This window comes from Planococcus sp. ANT_H30 (assembly GCF_008369335.1).
In the GTDB taxonomy this organism is placed as follows: Bacteria; Bacillota; Bacilli; order Bacillales_A; family Planococcaceae; genus Planococcus; species Planococcus kocurii.
Genome location: NZ_VOBJ01000014.1, coordinates 31,714 through 50,459, shown reverse-complemented (window position 1 = coordinate 50,459; position 18,746 = coordinate 31,714). Strand labels below are relative to the sequence as shown.

Here is an 18,746-nt window from a genome sequence, read left to right as displayed (position 1 = left end):
CCGTCCGAAGACGCACGATTCGCTTTGATCTGCGTGATGCTGATCAGTAAGTTTTGCGCGGGCCGTTTTGCGCGGCCGTTGCTATTTGTTGACGTTTTGCTGTTCAGTTTTCAAGGTTCAAGTTGTTCGCCGTTTCTGTAATGGCGACTTTTCAATATTACCAACTTCTCATTCAGAAGTCAACAACTTTTTTGTTAATGTTTTCTTCGCATCTTTTATTATGAAAAACGCGACAAGAAATAGTATAGCATCGTTTCGAAATAGATACAAGTACTTTTTTAAAAAATCACCGATTTAAAGGTTAAACCCCTTTAAACCGGCTTTTTTGAAACACTCTCTTATTCTTTAGGTCGCATTTGAGGGAATAATAACACGTCTCGAATAGATGAAGAATTCGTCAACAACATGATTAAACGGTCAATACCAATTCCCAATCCACCAGTTGGCGGCAATCCGTATTCTAGCGCCTCAATAAAATCCTCATCCATTTCATGAGCTTCATCGTTTCCTTCTGACTTCTCAATCAATTGCGCCTCAAAACGTTGACGTTGATCGATAGGATCATTCAATTCTGTGAAAGCATTCGCATGCTCACGTCGTACGATGAACAATTCAAAGCGATCAGTGAAACGTTCATCATCAGGATTCTTTTTAGCTAAAGGCGAAATTTCAACAGGATGTCCGTAAACAAAGGTTGGTTGAACCAATTGCTCTTCTACTTTTTGCTCAAAAAACTCATTTAAGATATGCCCTACTTCCATTGTAGGTTTAATATCAATGCTATGTTCTTTTGCTAAAGATTGAGCTTCTTCTTTCGTCATCTGTTTCCAGAAATCAACACCTGTGTATTCTTTCACTGCATCAGCCATGTGTAGTCGTTTCCAGCCCACCGCTAAGTCAATTTCATCTTCTCCATATTGTACCGTAGTTGTTCCAAGCACTTCTTGGGCAATATGCGCAACTAAATTTTCAGTAAGAGCCATAATGTCATTATAATCTGCATAAGCTTCATATAGTTCCAGCATCGTAAATTCCGGGTTATGACGAGTTGATATTCCTTCGTTACGGAAAACACGACCAATTTCATATACTTTCTCTAAACCACCAACAATTAATCGCTTTAGATGAAGTTCAATTGCAATGCGGATATACAATTCCATATCCAACGCATTGTGATGAGTTACGAATGGTTTTGCAGCCGCTCCTCCTGCGATTGAATGAAGCATAGGCGTTTCCACTTCTAAAAATCCTGCGTTATCTAAATAGCGGCGCATAGATTGAATGATGCGGCTACGAAGGATAAAGGTCTCTTTGCTAGATTCGCTTGTCAGCAAATCCAAATAACGTTGACGGTAACGTTGCTCTATATCTTTTAAGCCGTGGAATTTTTCAGGTAAAGGACGTAATGCCTTTGTAAGGAATTCCACTTCTTTTGCTTTAATAGAGAGTTCTCCTACATTTGTTTTAAATACAATCCCTTTAATCCCTAGGATATCTCCTAGATCAACTGTATTGTAAAACGCGTAAGCTTCTTCGCCAATAGCATCTTTACGAACGTAAATTTGAATTTGGCCTTTTAAGTCTTGAATATGGGCAAATCCAGCTTTCCCTTTTCCACGCTTGGTCATAACTCGTCCGGCAATAACTACTTCGTACGATGCTTCTTCTAACTCTTCTTTAGAAAACTCTCCATATTGCTCAATGATTTCTTGCGACAAGTGCGTCCGTTCGAATCGTCCACCGAATGGATCCATTCCGTTGTCTCGGAAGTTCTGCATTTTTTGACGTCTAACTACCAATTGATCGTTTAATTCTTCTGACATGCCCTACACTCCTTTATCTGTTTAACACTAAATCTCATTCATGTATTTCTCTATTGTACACAATTTCTTACCATACTACATAAAAAAGCTGCCACGAATTTGTGGCAGCTTTTTTACTGTGTTGCGAAAAGCTTTTGAGTCCACCAATTCTTCCGAACGGAATTTCTGTTACAACTCCATTCGTACGTCTTGCAAAAACATTTCAATGTCTTTGTAGGACTTCCATAAACGAACACCGTCTACTTCGAAATTATCTTCCACTTTAAATTCCTGGTTTATTTCGAGTAGCGGCACGATAACGAAAGCCCGTTCATCCATTCGTGGATGCGGAACAATAAGTCTGTCATTTTTTATATTATCTTGATTATACAATAAAATATCAAGATCTATTGTCCGTGGCCCCCACCTAATAAGGCGCTTACGATTTAAATTTTGTTCAATCTTCTGGCAAACATCCAATAATTTGACTGCATTTAATTCCGTTTCGAGTTGGACAACCATATTTAAGAAAGGCTCTTGCTCTTTATATCCCACAGGATCTGTTTCATACAGAGAAGAAATGCGCGTAACTGTAATGGACGGGAATGTTGAAAGTTGCAAGACAGCTTGTCTTAACATTTCGAAACGGTCACCCATATTTGAGCCGAGTGATAAATAACTTTGGTTCATGCGAACTTTCCTCGCGTTAAGTCAATGGCCACGGATTTATAGTGACCGGGAATCGGTGGATCTGGTTTGATTAGTTGTACACGAACGCCTTGCACTAAAGGAAAATCTGTTAGAATTCGGCTAGCTACACTTTCCGCTACAGCTTCCACCAATTTCTTCGGCTCTCCTTCGACAATTGAACGGCAAGCTTCATAGACTTCTCCGTAATGCACTGTATGTTCTAGAGCGTCAGTCTCTCCAGCTTGCTGAAGGTCCACTGCCAATGAAACCGTCATACGAAATCGTTGACCTAATTTTGTTTCTTCAGGAAATACACCGTGGTAACCATAAAATTCCATATCGTTTACGTGAATAAAATCCATTATTTCTCCTCCTTATACGGGCGCTTGCCCGTTAACGCGTCCATCATTCGAACTGTGCGCACCGTTTCTTTTACATCGTGCACACGAACTACGTGACATCCGTGACTTATGCCACAACAAATCGTTGCGAGCGAACCTTCTAAGCGTTCTTCAACAGTGGTGTCTAGAATCTTTCCAATGAATGACTTTCTTGAGGTACCCAGAAGAATGGGATAACCCAATTCCACCATTTGCTCAACCAACTGAATCGCTTGGAGGTTTTGCGTTACTGTTTTAGCAAAACCAACACCGGGATCGAGCCAAATATGCTCTTTACGCACGCCGGCAGCTAAAGCAATTTCAATACTTTCACTTAAATCCTGCATCATGTCTTCTCGGAAATTCGAATAGGACGCATGATGTCGGTTGTGCATAAGAATCATAGGGACGTTCCATTTAGCAGCCACACTCGCAATTAACGGATCAAACTTCGCCCCCCAAATATCATTTATAATATGGGCTCCAGCAGCAATAGCCGCATCCGCTACACGCGATTTGTACGTATCGACAGAGATCAATACATCAAAATGTTCTCGTAAAGCTTTGATGACTGGCACAATCCGCTCAATTTCTTCTTGATCTGAAATCCGGACATGGCCCGGGCGTGTAGATTCACCCCCTACATCAATAATATCCACACCCTCTTCTACCATCTGTTTAGCGTGACTCAATGCCTGTTCGACACCCGCGTACTTACCACCATCAGAAAAAGAATCTGGTGTGACATTTAATATACCCATGACGAGCGTTTTATTCGTAAAATTGATTTCCATAAACGTTCACGTCCAAACTTGGAATATGTATTGCTTCTTGAAAATGCAAGCACGCCTTCATTTTACCTCAATTGATCAGTTTTTTCCCATAAAAAAAGAGCAGCATAGGCCTGCTCTTTTTATCTTTTAATTTGATTCGTCAAATTGATACAGTGGTGTACTTAAGTAGCGTTCTCCATTAGACGGAATAATCGCCAATACTTTTTTGCCTTTACCCAATCGTTTAGCAACTTGAAGTGCAGCGTAGATGGCAGCACCGGAAGATACCCCTCCGAGAATGCCTTCTTCACGCGCTGCTTGACGAGCTGTTGCATATGATTGATCGTTGGTTACTTGGATAATTTCATCATAGACTTTGGTGTTTAGCACAGATGGTATGAAGCCAGCTCCAATACCTTGAATTTTATGTGGTCCTGGCTTACCACCTGACAAAACTGCAGAATCCGTAGGTTCTACTGCCACTATACTTATTTCAGGATATTTTTCTTTTAACACTTGGCCTGCGCCCGTAATCGTACCGCCTGTCCCAATCCCTGCAATGAAAGCATCCAATTGATCGCCCATCGTTTCAACGATTTCAGGACCTGTCGTTAACCGGTGCACTTCCGGGTTTGCTTCATTATTGAATTGTTGCGGCATATACCATCCGTGTTCAGCTGCATTCTTTTCAGCTGTTTTAATCGCACCATTTGGACCGTTCATACCATCTGGACCTGGTGTTAAAATCAAGTCTGCTCCGTAGGCACGCAATAAATTACGGCGCTCCATACTCATTGTCTCCGGCATCACTAACACAGATTTATAACCTTTCGCTGCCGCGATCATCGCTAAGCCAATTCCGGTGTTGCCACTTGTCGGTTCAATGATGGTATCACCTTCTTTTAACTCACCGGACTTCTCAGCCGCTTCAATCATTGCAAGCGCTATACGATCTTTAACACTGCTACCAGGATTGAAGTATTCTAATTTCAAATAAACATCAGCATCTTCAGGACCCGTTAAGCGATTTAATTTTACGATTGGTGTTTGCCCAATCAAGTCGGTAATTGAATTTCCCACTCTCGCCATCTCCAACACTCCTAATCCCTAGTAAATTTGTCGACTTTAATAAAGTTAATGTTAGCAATACTGTAGACCCTTTGTCAAACTTCGTGAATTCATAAAAAAAGACGTTTTATCACGAAACGTCTAGTGAAAATCTATTCTCCATAAAACCAAGTAGCATCAAACTCTTGCCAAAAAGCTTCTGGAGATACCGATTGCGGCAATTGCTCAAGCGCTAGCTCACGGCTAATGTGACCTGCCACATCCTCATAAGAAAACGTTTGGCCATCTACTTTTTCTGTAACAGAAATAATGGCTGTTTTGCCATTTTCAAGCGCCAGCGGAGATGACCATCCACCTACCTCTATTTTTGTAACCGCTTTGGCAATATTAGCATCTACCCCCGGTTCGCCATTAGAAATATAACCAATGTCGCCACCAAGGTTTCCAGTTGCACTGTCGATGGAACGTTCACGAGCAGTCGCTTCAAATGAAGAGCCTTTTTCGAGCTCTGCAATGGTTTCTTCCGCCTCTGCTGATGAATTTAAGACAATCATTTGCGTACGGTATGAATTTTTAACATCATAAAGTGATTGATTATCGTCGTAAAACGCCTTGATTTCATCATCTTCAATAACGACGTCTTTTGTCAGCACTTTTTCTAAAATCAATTGCGCTTTTATTTTTTCGCGTTGACGCGTTTCGTCTGCTGCATACAACGCTGTTTCCGTACCGTCTTGTGATGATCGAAGAAGCGCCAATTCCAAGTCAATTTCTTTATCACTTACTTCAATTCCATAATCCTTAGCTGCTGTTGCCATGACTTTTTCGTTGACCAACTCGAGTAACGCTTCGCGGCCATGCTGTTCTTCCATAGAAGCCAGCCATTGCTCACGTGTAACGGCTTGTCCGTTAACTGAAGCGACTTCTTCTGCCTTTCCGGTATCATTTGGAATTAACCAAGCAATAAACCACAAAAAATTAGCTAATAGCAAGATCCCTATGATCATCAGTACCGGCTTCGTTTTTAAATGTCTTTTCGGCTTCGCTGTATCTGCCGGTGATACAGGTCGACGGTTATTATAATTGGAGCTCATTAATAAACGACTCAAGTTCCTCTTTGGAATAATGATACGTTTCTAAACAGAAATGGCATTGCGCTTCTGCCATTCCGTCTTCATCGATCATGTCTTGGATTTCCTTTTTCCCAAGCCCTAGAATAGCTGTTGCGAAACGATCTTTGGAACAATTGCAGTCGAAATGTACCGGCATTTTATCAAGAATTTGAACATTCCCTTCTCCAAGAACCGCTTCAAGAATTTCTTCTGGTGATAAGCCGCGCTGAATCATATGCGACACAGGCTCCATACCGGCCAGGTGTTCTTCGATTTGCGTGATTGTTTCATCGTCAACATTTGGCATCAATTGAATAACAAATCCACCCGCCGCCAAAATTGAGTTGTCTGTATCTACCAATACACCCAGTCCAACTGACGACGGTACTTGTTCAGATGTAGCAAAATAATAAGTGAAATCTTCTGCAATTTCTCCCGAAACAATTGGCGTTTGACCTGTAAAATTATCGCGCATTCCCAAATCTTTCACGACTGACATCATGCCGGTTGTACCAACTGCACGACTAACATCCAATTTCCCTTGTGCGTTTAAATCGAAATGAGTTTGCGGGTTAGAGACATATCCACGAACGCCACCTTTGGCATTGCTATCGACTAGCAACGCGCCAACTGGTCCGCCACCTTCAATTTTGATGGTTACTTTATCGTCACCTTTTAACATAGCTCCTAGCATAACGCCACCTGTCATGGCACGTCCTAATGCCGCTGACGCGGTTGGCCACATCATGTGACGACGCTGCGCTTCTCCTACTGTTTTCGTACTATCTACCGCAAATGCACGGACGCTCCCATTAAAACCGAGGCCGCGAACTAAATAATCTGACACATTTATCGTCCCTTTCTTTACGCTTGGTTGCGTTTGTAAATTAAATACAGTCCTCTTACTGTTAAAAAAGGATCTACATAGTCGATGACTGTTGTTTCGCTAGCAATTAAAGAAGCCATACCACCCGTCGCAATCACTATCGGCTTTTCTTTGCTGTGCTTTTTCATTCGCGTCACGATTCCTTCTACTTGACCTACGTAACCGTAGACAATACCAGCTTGCATAGCGGAAATGGTATTTCTGCCTACTACATGATCTGGAGTAGCGATTTCAATCCGCGGCAATTTAGAGGCACGAGCATATAGCGCCTCTGTTGAAATGTTAATGCCAGGCGCAATGGCACCTCCCATATACTGCTGCTTTTCATCAATATAACAGAAGGTGTTGGCCGTACCAAAGTCCACAACAATTAACGGACCACCGTATTCGTGAATGGCGGCTACCGCGTTGACAATCCGGTCGGCACCGACTTCACGAGGATTGTCATACTTAATATCGAGACCTGTTTTGACACCAGGTCCAACAATCATCGGCGTTACCCGAAAATATTTTTGACACATACGCTCTAACATAGACATAATCGGCGGCACAACAGAAGACATAATAATACCATTTATTGATGAAAACGTTAATCCTGCTTCATCTAGAAATGCTTTGATTTGCATTCCGTATTCATCTTCTGTTTTGTGGCGAAGAGTTGCCATACGCCAATGGTGCAATAGCTGATCCTGGTCGTAAACGCCCAGAACAATCGTTGTATTTCCAGCATCTAATACGAGTATCATCATTTACCCTCACTTGTTGACGAATTTCCAAAACATCATACCATAATTTAAAGAAAGCAAAAAGCTGATTGCCTGTCCCCTCAAAAGGGAATGGGCAACCAGCTTGTTGTTTTTGTTATTTACGTTCTTCTTGAATCGAATCTCTTACAGGAGCCGCTTCGCCTTCTGCAGATGGTAAATCTCCTGCTGAAGGATCAGACGGAGCACCTACAGCTTCCGAAACGTCACTGTCTTTAGTCAAATCGGGTTTGCTGTCGTCTCCGAAATCACCGTTTAATGTTTCGTAATCACGTTCAGGAAGTGTACCGTGATCTTTCAAATGCAAAATCTGACCTGCATCTAAAGTTTCCACTTCAAGCAATGTAGTCGCAATCAATTCAAGAAGTTCTTTCTTCTCAGTCAGAATTTCTTTTGTGCGAATATATTGCTCCTTGATGATTCGTTGCATTTCCTGATCGATTTCAAAGGCAATGGCATCTGAATAGTTTTGTTCAGAGTTAAAGTCACGCCCTAAGAATACGTTACCGCCTTGTGCTGTACCGAATTGAACTGGACCAATCTTGTCACTCATTCCGTATTCCGTTACCATGCTGCGGGCAATTGCCGTCGCACGTTGGAAATCGTTATGAGCGCCGGTAGATACTTCACCGAACATGATGTCTTCAGCTACACGTCCGCCTAGTAAACCGGAAATCTTATCAAGCAGTTCAGGTTTCGTCATAAAGTAACGATCTTCTTTTGGTAGCATGACCGCATAGCCGCCAGCTTGCCCACGGGGAACAATGGTTACTTTATGGACTGTTTCAGCATCATCAAGCGTTAATCCGATGACTGTATGACCTGCTTCGTGGAACGCCACGATATTGCGTTCTTTTTTCGAAATGACACGATTTTTCTTAGCAGGACCCGCAATAACACGGTCAGATGCTTCGTCAAGATCGGACATATCAATTTTAAGTTTATTGCGACGAGCTGCAACGAGTGCTGCTTCGTTCAATAAATTCTCTAAATCCGCACCTGAGAATCCAGGAGTACGTTGAGCGATTGCTTTTAAATCAACGTTTTCTTCAAGCGGTTTGTTGCGCGCATGTACTTTAAGAACTTCTTCGCGACCTTTAACATCTGGACGACCTACAGTAATCTGACGGTCAAAACGACCTGGACGAAGTAGAGCCGGATCCAAAATGTCTGGACGGTTTGTTGCAGCAACAATGATGACGCCTTCGTTTACACCAAAGCCATCCATCTCTACCAATAACTGGTTCAATGTTTGTTCACGTTCATCATGTCCACCACCGAGGCCAGCGCCACGTTGGCGTCCAACTGCGTCAATTTCATCGATGAAAATAATACAAGGTGCATTTTTCTTCGCGTTTTCAAATAAATCACGAACTCGAGAAGCTCCGACACCAACGAACATCTCAACAAAATCTGAACCACTGATAGAGAAGAAAGGAACACCTGATTCTCCAGCAACAGCACGTGCCAACAAGGTTTTACCAGTACCCGGAGGTCCAACAAGCAAAATTCCTTTTGGAATGCGAGCGCCGATGTCAGCAAATCTACGCGGATCTTTCAAGAAGTCAACAACTTCGACAAGTTCTTGTTTTTCTTCATCTGCGCCTGCTACATCATTAAAACGAACTTTTTGTTTCTGATCATCATATAACTTCGCTTTGCTTTTACCAAAGTTCATCACACGGCCGCCTCCGCCACCTTGTGATTGGTTAAGTAAGAAGAAGAAAAGAATAAAGATGATAATGAACGGGATGATACCTGTGAAAAATGAAACCCAACCACTCGTTTGTGGAGCTTTCACATATTCAACTTCAACACCGTCTTGCGTTTTTGCAACTGCATCAATTTCAGCAGTCAACGCTTCATTTTCTAGCGGAATATTCGTAACAAACGACTGACCGTCTTTATATCCAGTCATTTTCCCTGTCACTTCATAGACCATTGCATCTGGCTGAATTTTGACTTCTTCAATTTTGCCATCTTCAAGTGCTTCTAAAAATTCGTTATATCCTATATTTTCAGTCGGCTGGTTGCTATTGTTGAAAGTACCCAGAATCCCGATAATAACTAGGAAAATCAGTAAATAAAATATGGTGTATCGAAATATCCGATTCATCCCGCGCCTCCTCATAAAGTTTCCCTAAAACTATACTAAATACTACCATAGGAACATTTCAGCATACAACGAAAAGCCCTTATTCTCGCCGTTAAATCCCCAGACTGTGAACGATCATTGTCTATTCTTCTTGTTCAGCGTAAATCGATGGCTTTAAAACACCGATGTAAGGCAGATTCCGGTATCTTTCTGCAAAATCCAGTCCATAACCTACAACAAATGCATCCGGCACTTCAAACCCAACGTAATCAGCTTTCAAATCTACTTTTCGTCCAGTTGGTTTATCCAACAAGGTAACGATTTTAATCGATTTTGCTTTGCGGTATTTGAATAGGTCCACTAAATAGCTAAGTGTTTTTCCACTATCGATGATGTCTTCAATAATTAGCAGATCGCGTCCTTCGACACTAGCGTTCAAATCTTTAACGATTTTAACTTCTCCAGAAGAAACAGTGGCATTCCCATAACTCGAGACGTCCATAAAATCCATTTCAACAAAACCATCAATGCGCTTCATCAAATCTCCCATGAACGGCATTGCACCTTTTAATACCCCAATAGCTAATGGATATTTATCTTTGTAATCCTCTGTTAACATAGCTCCCAGTTCACGTGCTTTGTCCTGTAGCTGTTCTTCGCTAATCAATATTTCTTTAATATCGTTCTGTAACATAGTGGACCTCCTAATATTCCTTGTTTTACATGCTATATAATTGTTCAATTAGTACCCAATTATCTCCACCGCGCTTATGCTGACTAATTACGGAAGATGACCGTAAGCCTGGCACTAATAACAGTTCATTTGTGTCCGTCGCAATGACAGGCCAATTTTCTCTCCTAGGCATAGGGATTTTTTCATCAATCATCAAACGTGCCAGTTTTTTTGGCTGATCCATCCCAGCTAGCTGAATCCGATCACCCGGTTCTCTGCTCCGCAAAAAGAATGTAGAATCTTTTGGTGCTTGAAAATACCAAATTACGGCGTTTTCAACTTTTTCAAATTGCGCAGTAGGCATTATTTTGTAACGATATCCGCTGTAAACGGGTGTCCAGTCCGCTTCAATAGCAATAGGTGCGAGTGTATCCTGTTGCCTTAGCGATTGCTGTTTGAAGACAACTAAATCGTATTGACGTGTTGCTATATAATTTTGCGGCAAATGCAAAAAGACAGTGCCAGATGAACTTTGCATCATTCCCTGCAGTTGTTCGACCAGTTGTCTCGTCACAGGAACTCGCTTCGGATTATATAGATAGTTTAATAGTAGTAGAACCATTCTTTTTTGTAAAGCACGCGCTTCAACTCTGAAACTTTTGGCAGACAACATAATTGCTCCATCTCTTCTCTGAATCAACCGTTGCAGTTTGTCTTTAGTCAACTCCTGAAGAAATTGTTGATCTTGCTGCATGTCTTCAGCGAGTTCTACGAAATTCTGAGAGACTTCTTTATTCTCTTCTTTGAGAAGTGGTAAAATCCGCTTGCGCAAGCGATTCCGTGCATATGTTATTTCACTATTACTCGAATCTTCTCGGTACGGAATTTCATAAAAATTGGCGTAAGCTAAAATTTGCTCTTTATCTACCGCCAATTGAGGACGAATTAAAAAACCGTCTCCGAAAGGCCGGCTCGCTTGAATGCCAAAAGCACCATCTTGAAGACTGCCTCTCAACCCTGACATGAGGATTGTCTCAAGTTGATCGTCTGCATGATGCGCTGTAGCAAACTTATTGGCGCCCGTCTGCTTCATGATTTTCAAGAAGTAGGCATAGCGTTCGGATCGGCACAATTGCTGCTTATTGCCGCCTTGTTCTTCTAAAATTTTTAGAATCGGAATAGCTCGACTAAAGCATTCAACTCCCCACCGCATAGCTGTTGCTTGTGTAAACAGATGATCTTGATGCGATTCTTCGCCTCTTAGCATATGGTCTACATGAACTGCCACAACTGAAATACCCAGTTCCTCTTTTTGTGCATTCAAAAAATGAAGTAACACCATGGAATCGATTCCACCTGAACAACCGACAAGCACCTTGTCTCCTTCTTGAAATAACTTATGCTTTTTACTATAGTGCATCAGTAACTCTTGAAAGTTTTTCATTTCTTCATTTCACCTGCCTATCTCCACTTTTAATACATTTATTGAGAAAGTGGACTAAATTGTTTTGAATTAGTAATTGACAGACCGAACATTCAATAGTATGCTATTAAATGTTCGTTTAAACAAGGCGGCGTAGCTCAGCTGGCTAGAGCGTACGGTTCATACCCGTGAGGTCGGGGGTTCGATCCCCTCTGCCGCCATCATAGTTTACTTTAAAGCAGTACCCTTCAAGGGTGCTGCTTTTTTTGTTTCAAAAAATCAATACCCAGACATAAAAAAAACGCTCCCCATGGTGAGAAGCGTTTCAATATCAATTTCTAGCTGTGTTGAAGCATTTCCCTATACTATTAAAACAGCTAGCAAGTTAGCCTCTTTTTGCCCCTCTGCCGCCGCGCTTAGATTCAGTAGCGCGCTTCAAAGTCGTCATATTTTCTTCGCTGTCTTTCAAGAACTTTGCCATTTTCGTTTCAAAGTTCTCTTTTGGAGCGCGTTCAAATGAACGATTATTGCTTGGGCGTGGGCGTTGTGGTCGTTCTGTGCCGCCTGCTGGTTGTGGCTTCGCTTTACGAATGGAAAGGCCGATCTTACCGTCTGCTTCTACATTCATGACTTTCACTTCTACCATTTCGCCAACTTTAAGATGATCGTTAATATCTTTTACATAGTTGTCAGCGACTTCACTTATATGCACGAGGCCTGTTGCACCAGTTGGAAGCTGAACAAATGCTCCAAAGTTTGTAATACCTGTGACTTTACCTTCTAACTTGCTGCCTACTTCAATCGACATAAAAAAAATGCTCCTCCTTAAAAATTAAGGTGACTCCAAAATTCTAGGTCACGCTGTCATTTTGCGGGACTTGTCCCACTTTTTATTATAACCATCAAAAAAAGAGTGTCAACTGACTACTCTTTTTCTGCTGGTTTTTCTTCATCTTTATTTTCATCATGTGGCGTGGTAAAAATGATCTCTCCTTCTTCTGAAAGAAAGTAATCCTTACGTGCCAGCTTAGCTAAATACTCTTCGTCATTTAATAACAAAATCTGTTCTTGTAGCTGATCTTGCTGCTTTTCAACTTCTTTAAGTTCCATCAGTGCTTCCTCACGAAGTTGTGCTTTTTCAGAGATTGTTTGTGTTTGTGCATAAATAGTCGAACCAATCCAAATCGTAGCCACCAGAATCATTAATCCAAAAACTGACAGTCTTCTAAATAATCGTACTCTGTGAGCCGATTTGCGTGCTTCCTCTACTTCTACCGAACGGACATAGTCATTGCGAATTGAGGTGACTTCGCGCTTTTCCGCCTTGTTGTCTCTCTTCAAACTCATGACCCGCTCTCCTTCCATACTAACTTTGTCATTATTATACATGAAATCCCTTGATATGATAAGCTTTTTCAATAATTTTCCCTATTTTCACTTCTTTCCTCCATTAATCGGCGAAACACAATTTTTTGGTATCATAAAAATACAGTTGACTTAATTTTTATACAGACATATAATACTAATCATTATCTTTTTATCTATTCTAACGGATGATTTTTAGTTTAACTTTTAATTTTCATTTTATAAATATACATAATCAATGAATAAAATTTGGAGGGGAATAAATGACAGGTTTATTGACATTATCGAATGGGACAGCATTTAAAGGACATTGGTACGGTAAAGCTTCTGCTATTCAAGGAGAAATCGTCTTTTTCACAGGCATGACTGGCTATGAAGAAGTTTTAACAGATCCGTCTTATAAAGACCAAATCATTGTATTTTCCTTTCCACTTATTGGTCAATACGGAATTCAATCTCTGTATGCACAGTCTGACGTTATTCAAGTAGCTGGCATCATTGTTTCAGGATTGTACGAAGGACCACTCCCTGATGGGGCGATTTCACTTGCAGAGTTTGCTAGTAGTCATGAAGTTCCGATTTTCAGCGACGTCGATACACGTACCCTTATTCAACATGTTCGCGACTCCGGAACCATGCAGTCGCAATTAATTCACGATTCCTCGTCTGAGCTAGAGTGGCAAGCTATAAAAACCCACTTTTTTTCACCTATTGAAGAAACTGAAGAAATTCAAACGATCGGCTGTGGCTCTATCCATATAGGATTGATTGATTTTCATTACAAATCCTCCATTTTAAAAGAGCTGCTGAAATTGGATTGTAAAGTAACCATTGTGCCTTACGCAACGCCGACAGAAAAGCTTGATTCACTAGAGCTTGATGGCTTACTTTTCTCCAATGGTCCCGGAGACCCCGCCGCTCTTCAACAGTTGTTGCCTATCTATCGCGACTGGGCTGAGCGCTATCCAAGTCTCGGTATTTGCCTCGGTCATCAAGTACTTGCTTCGGCATTTGGCGCGAAAACAACTAAGCTTGTCTATGGTCATCGCGGAGCCAATCATCCGGTTATGAACATGCAGACAAAACGTGTCAGCATGAGTTCACAAAACCATAGCTATGTGGTCGAAAACGATAGTTTAACCACTATCCCTTTTTCTGTACTTTATAAGAACGTCAACGACGACAGCATTGAAGGGCTCATTCACGATACTTTGCCCATAACTACTGTTCAATTTCATCCAGAAGCAGCACCTGGTCCCACTGATCACCTTGAATTGTTCCAGCAATTTTTGGCGGTGATTCACCAGCAAGAAGGAGCGAAACTATATGCCTAAACAGCAACAAATCAAAAAAGTGTTAGTCATTGGGTCTGGTGCTATCGTTATCGGCCAGGCAGCAGAGTTCGATTATTCGGGTACACAGGCTTGTGTTGCTTTAAAAGAAGAAGGCATCTCTGTCATTTTAATCAACAATAATCCCGCAACGATTATGACCGACAAATCCATTTCCGATCGAGTCTACTTTGAGCCACTGACTTTGGATAGCATTACTGCCATTATTGAAAAAGAACGTCCCGATGGATTGCTTGCAACAGTTGGCGGTCAAACCGGTTTAAACTTGGCGATGACTTTATCTGATTCGGGCATCCTGACTCAATATGGCGTCACTTTGCTTGGCACTGACATGAAAGCCATCAAGCAAGCCGAAGACCGTGAGCAGTTTCGCTCGTTAATGAAGCAGTTAGGTGAACCTGTTCCAGACAGTGACATCATTTATTCAGTTGAAGGGGCATTAGCATTTGCGACTTCAGCCGGTTACCCTCTCATCGTGCGTCCTGCTTATACGCTCGGCGGCTTTGGTGGTGGAATTGCCGAAGATGAAAAAACCTACATCAAGCTGGTCAAGCAAGGATTAAGTGCCAGTCCTATTAAACAATGTTTAGTAGAAATCAGCATTGCCGGTTATAAAGAAATCGAATATGAAGTAATGCGCGACGTAGATGGCACATGCATCACTATCTGCAATATGGAAAATCTAGATCCTGTTGGTGTACATACCGGTGACTCAATTGTAGTAGCACCCAGTCAAACTTTGAACGACAAAGATTTCCATATGCTGCGTAGCGCGTCTATTCACATTATTGAAGCCCTCGGTATTATCGGCGCTTGCAATGTGCAGTTTGCGCTACACCCGGAAACTTCGGCTTATTATTTAATCGAAGTCAATCCGCGGGTCAGCCGTTCTTCTGCTCTCGCTTCAAAAGCAACCGGTTACCCAATCGCTCGAATCGCCGCGAAATTAGCAATTGGCTATACATTGGCCGAATTGAAAAACCCAGTAACCGGCACGACATTCGCCAGTTTCGAACCCGCATTGGATTATGTGGCGGTCAAAATCCCGCGCTGGCCTTTCGATCAATTTCCACAAGCGGATCGCGTACTCGGCACTCAAATGAAAGCGACTGGCGAAGTAATGGCAATCGAAAGGTCCATGGAAGCGGCCCTGCAAAAAGCGATTCGTTCACTTGAATTGCCAATTGATGGCTTTCGCCTGGTAGCACTTTCGGAATTTTCTACAGAATATTTATGCGAATTAGCAAATAAAGCCGATGATCGTCGTTTGTTCGTACTCTTCGAATTGCTACTACGCGGCAAGTCCACCGACTCGCTTCATAACCTTACAGGCATCACACCCTACTTCTTGTTTGTAATGGCTACTATCGTTACAGAATGGCAAGAGCTTCAGCAATTGGACTGGAACAGCATGACGCGCACTCGTCTTTTGAAGGCCAAAAAGCTCGGTTTCAGTGATCAGCAATTGGCTGACTTATGGACGATTCCTTGTTCAGAGATTTGGGGACAACGCCGACTTTGGCAAGTAACACCCGCTTATCGAATGATCGATACGTGTGCCGCTGAGTTCCAATCGGATACAAATTATTTTTATTCGACATGGCAAGGCGTTTCAGACGTTACACGGACTCATCACAAGAAAAAAGTAGCAGTTGTGGGTTCTGGACCCATCCGAATCGGACAAGGCATTGAGTTTGACTATTGCTGTGTGCATAGTGTTCTGGCTGCACAAAAGCTAGGCTACGAAGCCATTATGATTAACAACAATCCGGAAACGGTTAGCACTGATTACGAAGTGGCAGACGCTCTTTATTTTGAACCCATCACACCCGAAGATATTCTCAATGTCTTGGATTTTGAAGGCATTACTCAAGTAATTCTTCAGTTCGGTGGGCAAACTTCACTAAACGTTGCGGCGGCCTTGCAAGAAGCAGGCATTACAGTTCTTGGATCGACAGTTGATTTGTTAGATCAAATGGAAGACCGTGATCGTTTTTATGCCTTCCTAGAATCGATCGACTTACCGACAATCCCTGGTAAAACAGCACTTGATGCTGCTGCTGTCATTCCAGCTGCTCGCGCCCTCGGCTTCCCAGTGCTACTGCGACCATCCTATGTTATCGGTGGACGCGGCATGATTGTTTTGCACAACGAAACCGAACTTACCAAATGGTTGCAACAAACAACCATGACATTCCCTGTACTAGTAGATCATTTTATTACCGGTAAAGAAGTCGAAGCCGACATCTTAACCGATGGCGAGCATGTCTGGATTTCTGCCTTGTTTGAACATGTTGAAGGAACCGGCGTTCACTCGGGCGATAGCATCGCGATAACGCCACCTGTATCGTTATCGGAAAAGGCACTACAAGAACTTTCTGACACTGCGACGCATGTCGCTAGAAATATGGATTATACCGGCTTATTCAATATTCAATTCGTTTACGAAAACGAACAATTATTTGTCATGGAAATTAACCCACGGGCCTCTCGTACAGCTCCCATTAGCTCCAAAGTGACCGATGTGCCACTCGTTCAACACGCCACGGCTTTATTGCTCGGAGTGCCTTTTGAAAAACTAGCTATCGGAAAAACCTATAACGGACAGCCCGAGTATACGGTTAAAGCACCAGTCTTTTCTCATATTAAATTGCCGGGTCTCTCTCCTATCTTGTCACCTGAAATGATGTCGACAGGTGAAGTGATTGGAACAAGCCCGAATTTAGATACCGCCTTAGCAAAAGCCTTAAACGGCGCTTCCGTTCAATTGGCAGAGCTCTCTTCCGGTGGGACGATTTTTGTTGCAGAACAGTCAGTCGATTACGTAGATCTCGCTACCTGGCAAGCACTGGGCTTTCGTATTGTCACCGAGACCGTTATGCCTTTTGAGGACTGGTTGAAAACGGAATCGAAAAAAGCTTATATCGACTTTGCCCCTGACCCGGAAAGCACGAATGCGAAGCAAGCAGCCATTCACCGTCTCCACGTGTGGACACGTCCTGAAACAGCGGCTGCCTTTAACGGAACCTATTCATCCATTCTCTCACTATCAAAAGGAGTGCTTGCAAAATGACAATGACCACCCCATTTGCACCATCGATTATCCAGGAAAATTTCTTGTCTTTGAAAGATTACAGCACAGATGAAATTATGGATTTACTAAATCTCGCCATTGAATTAAAAAAACCTGAAAACAAATATTTACCGCTGTTACAAGGCAAAGTGCTGGGCATGATTTTTGAAAAATCTTCGACGCGTACGCGTGTTTCATTTGAAGCTGGTATGCTTCAACTTGGTGGCAACGCTATGTTCTTGAGTTCACAAGACACACAACTTGGACGTGGAGAAACCATTGCTGATACCGGACGTGTTTTGTCAGGTTATTTAGACGGGCTAATGATTCGTACGTTTCATCAATCTAGCGTTCAAGAACTAGCAGATTTTAGTTCAATTCCTGTCATTAACGGATTAACCGATGACTATCATCCGTGCCAAGTGATGGCTGATTTGATGACGATACTTGAGCATTTCGGTACCTTAAAAGGCAAAAAAATGGCCTATATCGGAGACGGCAATAATGTAGCTAACTCATTAATGATCGGTGCCGCTAAAGTCGGCATGGATATAAGCATTGCTTCTCCAATCGCCTATGCTCCAAAACCAGAAATGATCGCTTTAGCAAAACAGATCGCACAATACACCGGTTCAACCATTGAAATTACAGACAACCCAGAACAAGCAGTTAGTGGAAGTGACGCCATTTATACGGATGTCTGGGCAAGTATGGGACAAGAGCAGGAAACCATTGAACGTTTCCAACATTTCCAAGGCTTTCAAGTAAACGAAAACCTCGTCAAACACGCTAAGACCGATTACATCTTCATGCATTGTTTGCCCGCTCACCGTGAGGAAGAAGTGACTACTGCTATTTTAGAAGGTCCGCACTCCGTCATTTTCCAGCAATCTGAAAATCGGTTGCATGCACAAAAAGCAATTCTCGTTGCATTGATGGCTGATAAATAAGCAGAAAAAAGCCTTAGGAATCATTGGATCCCTAAGGCTTTTTCTGTTTTTACGCTTCGTCATCAATAAATTCAGGCTCAACTTTTTCTAGCTTTTCTTCTTTTAAGATGGTGTACATCGTAACAGCTTCTTCTTTTTTCGCTATTTCTTTCAGCCGATCAATACGTACCGTTACGATTTTTTGACCAAAACGAATTTGCAGTTCATCATTTTCTTTAATAACTGAGCTGGCTTTCGCTTTATTGCCATTTACTAGTATGCGCCCTTGGTCAGCTACTTGCTTGGCTAACGTACGGCGTTTGATCAACCGAGATACTTTTAGAAATTTATCTAATCTCAT

The 18,746-nt window shown here is 42.2% G+C and carries 17 protein-coding genes and 1 tRNA gene; 4 read left to right on the top strand and 14 right to left on the bottom strand.

Annotation, left to right across the window (positions count from 1 at the left end):
• Positions 1 to 338 precede the first annotated feature (338 nt).
• From lysS to tilS, 11 genes are all read right to left on the bottom strand, one after another.
• Complete coding sequence (gene lysS, locus FQ085_RS17740; protein ID WP_149457274.1) at positions 339 to 1,823, bottom strand: lysine--tRNA ligase; 1,485 nt, start codon at positions 1,821 to 1,823, stop codon at positions 339 to 341.
• A 168-nt stretch (positions 1,824 to 1,991) separates the two neighbouring features.
• Positions 1,992 to 2,492, bottom strand: coding sequence for a 2-amino-4-hydroxy-6-hydroxymethyldihydropteridine diphosphokinase (gene folK / locus FQ085_RS17735; protein ID WP_058386763.1), 501 nt, complete (start codon positions 2,490 to 2,492; stop codon positions 1,992 to 1,994).
• Positions 2,489 to 2,854, bottom strand: a complete 366-nt coding sequence (gene folB / locus FQ085_RS17730; RefSeq protein WP_058386764.1) for a dihydroneopterin aldolase — start codon at positions 2,852 to 2,854, stop codon at positions 2,489 to 2,491. The genes folK and folB overlap by 4 nt, the downstream gene beginning before the upstream one ends.
• Positions 2,854 to 3,666, bottom strand: coding sequence for a dihydropteroate synthase (folP, locus tag FQ085_RS17725; RefSeq protein ID WP_058386765.1), 813 nt, complete (start codon positions 3,664 to 3,666; stop codon positions 2,854 to 2,856). The genes folB and folP overlap by 1 nt, the downstream gene beginning before the upstream one ends.
• 126 nt (positions 3,667 to 3,792) lie before the next feature.
• Entirely contained in the window at positions 3,793 to 4,734 is a 942-nt protein-coding gene (gene cysK, locus FQ085_RS17720; RefSeq protein ID WP_058386766.1) for a cysteine synthase A, read from the bottom strand.
• A gap of 131 nt (positions 4,735 to 4,865) precedes the next feature.
• Positions 4,866 to 5,807, bottom strand: coding sequence for a peptidyl-prolyl cis-trans isomerase (locus FQ085_RS17715; RefSeq protein ID WP_149457273.1), 942 nt, complete (start codon positions 5,805 to 5,807; stop codon positions 4,866 to 4,868).
• The gene (hslO, locus tag FQ085_RS17710) at positions 5,791 to 6,672 is read right to left on the bottom strand and encodes an Hsp33 family molecular chaperone HslO (protein ID WP_149457272.1); all 882 of its coding nucleotides are present in this window, start codon (positions 6,670 to 6,672) and stop codon (positions 5,791 to 5,793) included. Before hslO ends, FQ085_RS17715 begins: the two co-directional genes overlap by 17 nt.
• Positions 6,673 to 6,689: 17 nt before the next feature.
• Positions 6,690 to 7,457 carry a type III pantothenate kinase gene (locus FQ085_RS17705; RefSeq protein ID WP_149457271.1) on the bottom strand — a complete coding sequence of 256 codons (768 nt, stop codon included), beginning with the start codon at positions 7,455 to 7,457 and terminating at the stop codon, positions 6,690 to 6,692.
• A 115-nt stretch (positions 7,458 to 7,572) separates the two neighbouring features.
• Positions 7,573 to 9,591 carry an ATP-dependent zinc metalloprotease FtsH gene (gene ftsH / locus FQ085_RS17700; RefSeq protein ID WP_058386770.1) on the bottom strand — a complete coding sequence of 673 codons (2,019 nt, stop codon included), beginning with the start codon at positions 9,589 to 9,591 and terminating at the stop codon, positions 7,573 to 7,575.
• A 121-nt stretch (positions 9,592 to 9,712) separates the two neighbouring features.
• The gene (gene hpt / locus FQ085_RS17695; RefSeq protein ID WP_058386771.1) at positions 9,713 to 10,264 is read right to left on the bottom strand and encodes a hypoxanthine phosphoribosyltransferase; all 552 of its coding nucleotides are present in this window, start codon (positions 10,262 to 10,264) and stop codon (positions 9,713 to 9,715) included.
• 25 nt (positions 10,265 to 10,289) lie between these two features.
• The gene (gene tilS / locus FQ085_RS17690; RefSeq protein ID WP_149457270.1) at positions 10,290 to 11,687 is read right to left on the bottom strand and encodes a tRNA lysidine(34) synthetase TilS; all 1,398 of its coding nucleotides are present in this window, start codon (positions 11,685 to 11,687) and stop codon (positions 10,290 to 10,292) included.
• Between the two features lie 126 nt (positions 11,688 to 11,813).
• Between tilS and FQ085_RS17685 the strand changes: the two genes are divergently transcribed.
• Positions 11,814 to 11,887, top strand: a tRNA-Met gene (locus tag FQ085_RS17685).
• A gap of 164 nt (positions 11,888 to 12,051) precedes the next feature.
• Here the strand turns inward: FQ085_RS17685 and FQ085_RS17680 are convergent.
• A complete protein-coding gene (locus FQ085_RS17680; RefSeq protein ID WP_058386773.1) occupies positions 12,052 to 12,474 on the bottom strand; it encodes a S1 domain-containing RNA-binding protein in 423 nt (140 codons plus the stop codon).
• A gap of 116 nt (positions 12,475 to 12,590) precedes the next feature.
• Entirely contained in the window at positions 12,591 to 13,013 is a 423-nt protein-coding gene (locus FQ085_RS17675; RefSeq protein WP_058386774.1) for an FtsB family cell division protein, read from the bottom strand.
• A gap of 281 nt (positions 13,014 to 13,294) precedes the next feature.
• On the opposite strand from FQ085_RS17675, the gene FQ085_RS17670 reads away from it, so the two are divergent.
• From FQ085_RS17670 to argF, 3 genes are read left to right on the top strand one after another with little or no spacing between them, the layout of a single operon-like run.
• Complete coding sequence (locus tag FQ085_RS17670) at positions 13,295 to 14,365, top strand: carbamoyl phosphate synthase small subunit (protein WP_058386775.1); 1,071 nt, start codon at positions 13,295 to 13,297, stop codon at positions 14,363 to 14,365.
• Positions 14,358 to 17,456: a carbamoyl-phosphate synthase (glutamine-hydrolyzing) large subunit gene (gene carB / locus FQ085_RS17665; protein ID WP_149457269.1), complete on the top strand. Its 3,099-nt coding sequence runs from the start codon at positions 14,358 to 14,360 to the stop codon at positions 17,454 to 17,456. The genes FQ085_RS17670 and carB overlap by 8 nt, the downstream gene beginning before the upstream one ends.
• The gene (gene argF / locus FQ085_RS17660; RefSeq protein WP_058386777.1) at positions 17,453 to 18,406 is read left to right on the top strand and encodes an ornithine carbamoyltransferase; all 954 of its coding nucleotides are present in this window, start codon (positions 17,453 to 17,455) and stop codon (positions 18,404 to 18,406) included. The genes carB and argF overlap by 4 nt, the downstream gene beginning before the upstream one ends.
• Positions 18,407 to 18,455: 49 nt before the next feature.
• Here the strand turns inward: argF and FQ085_RS17655 are convergent, their stop codons facing one another.
• A complete protein-coding gene (locus FQ085_RS17655) occupies positions 18,456 to 18,746 on the bottom strand; it encodes an RNA-binding S4 domain-containing protein (protein ID WP_058386778.1) in 291 nt (96 codons plus the stop codon).

What these genes read in the sequence shown, in the direction of transcription:
- folP (WP_058386765.1), bottom strand. Translation starts at nt 3,666, where the DNA reads ATGGAAATCAATTTTACGAATAAAACGCTCGTCATGGGTATATTAAAT.
- folK (WP_058386763.1), bottom strand. Translation starts at nt 2,492, where the DNA reads ATGAACCAAAGTTATTTATCACTCGGCTCAAATATGGGTGACCGTTTC.
- hpt (WP_058386771.1), bottom strand. Translation starts at nt 10,264, where the DNA reads ATGTTACAGAACGATATTAAAGAAATATTGATTAGCGAAGAACAGCTA.
- cysK (WP_058386766.1), bottom strand. Translation starts at nt 4,734, where the DNA reads ATGGCGAGAGTGGGAAATTCAATTACCGACTTGATTGGGCAAACACCA.
- FQ085_RS17715 (WP_149457273.1), bottom strand. Translation starts at nt 5,807, where the DNA reads ATGAGCTCCAATTATAATAACCGTCGACCTGTATCACCGGCAGATACA.
- tilS (WP_149457270.1), bottom strand. Translation starts at nt 11,687, where the DNA reads ATGAAAAACTTTCAAGAGTTACTGATGCACTATAGTAAAAAGCATAAG.
- lysS (WP_149457274.1), bottom strand. Translation starts at nt 1,823, where the DNA reads ATGTCAGAAGAATTAAACGATCAATTGGTAGTTAGACGTCAAAAAATG.
- carB (WP_149457269.1), top strand. Translation starts at nt 14,358, where the DNA reads ATGCCTAAACAGCAACAAATCAAAAAAGTGTTAGTCATTGGGTCTGGT.
- FQ085_RS17655 (WP_058386778.1), bottom strand. Translation starts at nt 18,746, where the DNA reads ATGAGATTAGATAAATTTCTAAAAGTATCTCGGTTGATCAAACGCCGT.
- FQ085_RS17670 (WP_058386775.1), top strand. Translation starts at nt 13,295, where the DNA reads ATGACAGGTTTATTGACATTATCGAATGGGACAGCATTTAAAGGACAT.
- ftsH (WP_058386770.1), bottom strand. Translation starts at nt 9,591, where the DNA reads ATGAATCGGATATTTCGATACACCATATTTTATTTACTGATTTTCCTA.
- folB (WP_058386764.1), bottom strand. Translation starts at nt 2,854, where the DNA reads ATGGATTTTATTCACGTAAACGATATGGAATTTTATGGTTACCACGGT.
- FQ085_RS17675 (WP_058386774.1), bottom strand. Translation starts at nt 13,013, where the DNA reads ATGAGTTTGAAGAGAGACAACAAGGCGGAAAAGCGCGAAGTCACCTCA.
- FQ085_RS17680 (WP_058386773.1), bottom strand. Translation starts at nt 12,474, where the DNA reads ATGTCGATTGAAGTAGGCAGCAAGTTAGAAGGTAAAGTCACAGGTATT.
- argF (WP_058386777.1), top strand. Translation starts at nt 17,453, where the DNA reads ATGACAATGACCACCCCATTTGCACCATCGATTATCCAGGAAAATTTC.
- FQ085_RS17705 (WP_149457271.1), bottom strand. Translation starts at nt 7,457, where the DNA reads ATGATACTCGTATTAGATGCTGGAAATACAACGATTGTTCTGGGCGTT.